Raw genomic sequence first — 3,114 nt, forward strand, 5'->3', positions numbered from 1 at the left:
CCGGGCCGTGCGGGCGGCGCTGAGCAGTGCCGCCCCGGTGAGCAGCCCCGCGGCGGCCGCCAGGACGTCCGCCACGGCCGCGGCCGGGCCCGTGGCGTAGTAGCGAGGGTGACGCACGAGCGGACCGGCCGCGACCACGACGCCGCACAGGACGATCGCCGCCCGGGGTGCGAGCAGTGCCGCCGTGCCACCCCACCCGCGCCGCCACGTCGGGGACCCGCCGCCCGGTGTGAGACCCGCCACCCTGGAAACGGCGAGGGCGGCCACGGCCGCGGCGGCGCCCAGCAGCACCATGACGAGTGCCAGGGGGCTGTACCTGCCATCGGACAGGCTGATGCCCACCGCGCAGCCGCACCAGCCGGCCAGGAGCAGAGCCGGCGCCGGAGCACGCGGGGTGGGCAGTGCGCGAGGCATGTCCGCACCATGCCAGAGCGCCCGGCGGGTCGACCGCCGAGGTCGGGCACACTGGAGCGGCGCCGCCCGGGCAAGGCCCACCGCGTCAGGTGTGCCGGGCCGATATCGGCGCCCCACCGGGGGGTCCGGTGAAGCGGTGGTAACTCCCATGCGAGACTGCCCCGGAGGCCGGATGCGAAGGTTCCGGCACCGGGAGGGGTCCAGCCAGCCGCAGGCGCGAAACGCGCCGCCTGTGCGTCCCCCGACTGACCACGGACGATGTTGTTGAGGAGAGGTCCGGCACAGTGACCGAAAAGCCAGAGGTAGTCGTCATCGGAGCCGGGCCGGCCGGTCTCTCCGCCGGCTGGGAGCTGATGAAGCGGGAGATCCCCGTGACGATTATCGAGGGTGACTCGGTGGTCGGTGGAATCAGCCGCACGGCCCAGCGGGAAGGCTGGCGTTTCGACATCGGCGGCCACCGTTTCTTCACCAAGGTTCCCGAGGTCGAGAAACTGTGGCACGAGATCCTGCCGGATGAGGACTTCCTACTCCGGCCGCGTTCCAGCCGCATTTACTACAACAACAAGTTCTTCGACTACCCGCTGAAGGCCGGGAACGCCCTGGGTGGCCTGGGCGTTCTGGAGGCGGCGCGTTGCATCGGCTCCTACGCGTCGGCCCGGGTGCGCCCGCCGAAGGACCAGTCGAACTACGAGAACTGGCTCGTCGCCCGATTCGGCTGGCGGCTTTACCGCACCTTCTTCAAGACCTACACCGAGAAGCTCTGGGGTGTTCAGGTCAGCGAGATGCCCTCCGACTGGGCCGCCCAGCGGATCAAGAGCCTGTCTCTGAGCAACGCCATCATCAACGCGGTGCTCCCCAAGCGGAACCAGAAGGAGATCACCTCCCTCATCGAGGAGTTCCAGTACCCGAAGTACGGGCCGGGAATGATGTGGGAGACCGCCGCCGACAAGATCGTCAAGCAGGGCGGCCGGATCGTCTTCGAGGAGAAGGTCAAGAAGATCCACCACGAGAACGGCAAGGCCACCGGTGTCACCACGGTGGTCACGGGCGGCTACGGGCCCGGCGCGGGCGCGCCGGAGTCGTCGCGGACGGACATCGGCACCGAGTACCAGTACACCGGTGACCAGTTCATCTCCTCGATGTCGTTCTCCTCGCTGGTGCGCGTGATGGACCCGCCGGTTCCGCCGCGCGTCCTCGCCGCCGCGAACGCCCTGAAGTACCGCGACTTCCTCACCGTGGCGCTGGTCGTTCCCGAGTCGGCCGGATTCCCGGACAACTGGATCTACATCCATGCCTCGGACGTCAAGGTCGGCCGTATCCAGAACTTCGCGTCCTGGTCGCCGTACCTGGTGAAGGACGGCAAGACCTGCCTGGGCCTGGAGTACTTCGTCTTCGAGGGCGACGAGATGTGGAACTCGTCCGACGAGGACCTGATCGCGCTGGGCACCCGGGAGCTGGCCCGCCTCGGCCTCGTCCGGGCCGGCCAGGTCGAGGAGGGCTTCGTCGTCCGGATGCCCAAGGCCTACCCGTACTACGACATGGACTACAAGAAGAACGTCGACATCATCCGCGGCTGGCTCGAGGACAACGCTCCCAACGTCCACCCGGTCGGTCGTAACGGTATGCACCGGTACAACAACCAGGACCACTCGATGCTCACCGCCATGCTGACGGTCGAGAACATCATCGACGGGAAGTCCCACGACGTCTGGGAGGTGAACGTCGAGGAGGACTACCACGAGGAGTCCACCTCGAAGCGCGCCTAGGCGACGCGCGGCGGCGCCGGGATCCCCTCCGTGACACGGCCGGGGACTCCCGGCGGGCCCGCCGCCTGCCTTCGCGTGGCCGACCCGCGGCGTCACGCGTCATTGTGAACGCGTCCACGTTCACCAGTAGCAACGGGCGCGAGCGAGGGCCGGGGGCCTGCCTGGGCAGCCCCGGCCCTCGCGCACCGCACCCCTGGCACACCGAAGGGACTGACCGTGACCGACGTCGCGGTGCGGCCGGCGGAAAACCCCTCCGAGCCGGCTGAACGGGTCGGGGCGCGACCCGGCCGCGAGGACCGGATCTTCCGGGCCGCGCTCGTTCTGATCATCGCCGGGGCCGTGGCGGTGCGCTTCAGCGCACGCCAGCCGCTCTGGCTCGACGAGGCGCAGAGCGTGGCCATCGCCCGCCTCCCCCTGTCCGGCGCCGGTCCGACGATGTGGGACGGGCTGCTGGAGGACGGTTCGCCGCCGCTGTACTACATCCTCCTGCACGTGTGGGTGGGCCTGTTCGGCGACGGAGCGGGTGCGGTGCGGGCGATGTCCGCGGTCATCAACCTGCTCTCGGCGGCGCCGATCTTCCTCCTCGGACGCAGCCTGGTCGGCGAGCGGGCCGCGAAGGTCGCGGTCGTGCTCTACCTGACCTCCCCGTTCGCGCTGTACTTCGGCACCGAGACGCGGATGTACAGCCTGATCGTGCTGCTCACCGCGCTGGGCGGTCTCGCGCTGGAACGGGTGCTGCGCGATCCCGCCGTGAAGAACATCGCGATGCTCGCGCTGTGCGCGGGCTGTCTCGCGCTGACGCACTACTGGTGCCTCTACGTCCTGCTGACGGTCGGCGCGTGGCTCATCGGGCTGATCATCATCCGGCCCCGGATCGCCGCGGCGCAGGCCGCCCGGCGAGCCCGCGCCGGGCGCGGCCGGGGTGGGCACCGCC

General features: G+C 70.0%; 2 protein-coding genes and 1 pseudogene. 2 read left to right on the plus strand and 1 reads right to left on the minus strand.

Annotated elements, in window-relative coordinates; translation table 11 throughout:
• Nucleotides 1–414, minus strand: a pseudogene (locus FREUN1FDRAFT_RS43260) (glycosyltransferase); the annotation flags it as partial.
• A 284-nt stretch (nt 415–698) separates the two neighbouring features.
• Between FREUN1FDRAFT_RS43260 and FREUN1FDRAFT_RS38565 the strand changes: the two are divergent.
• Together FREUN1FDRAFT_RS38565 and FREUN1FDRAFT_RS38570 are read left to right on the plus strand one after the other, a co-directional pair.
• Nucleotides 699–2,180, plus strand: a complete 1,482-nt coding sequence (locus FREUN1FDRAFT_RS38565; RefSeq protein ID WP_006545874.1) for an NAD(P)/FAD-dependent oxidoreductase — start codon at nt 699–701, stop codon at nt 2,178–2,180.
• A gap of 216 nt (nt 2,181–2,396) precedes the next feature.
• A partial coding sequence (locus tag FREUN1FDRAFT_RS38570) for a glycosyltransferase family 39 protein (protein ID WP_006545875.1) occupies nt 2,397–3,114 on the plus strand: 718 nt, incomplete at its 3' end.

The sequence above is a fragment of the Parafrankia sp. EUN1f genome, from assembly GCF_000177675.1.
Taxonomy (GTDB): Bacteria; Actinomycetota; Actinomycetes; order Frankiales; family Frankiaceae; genus Parafrankia.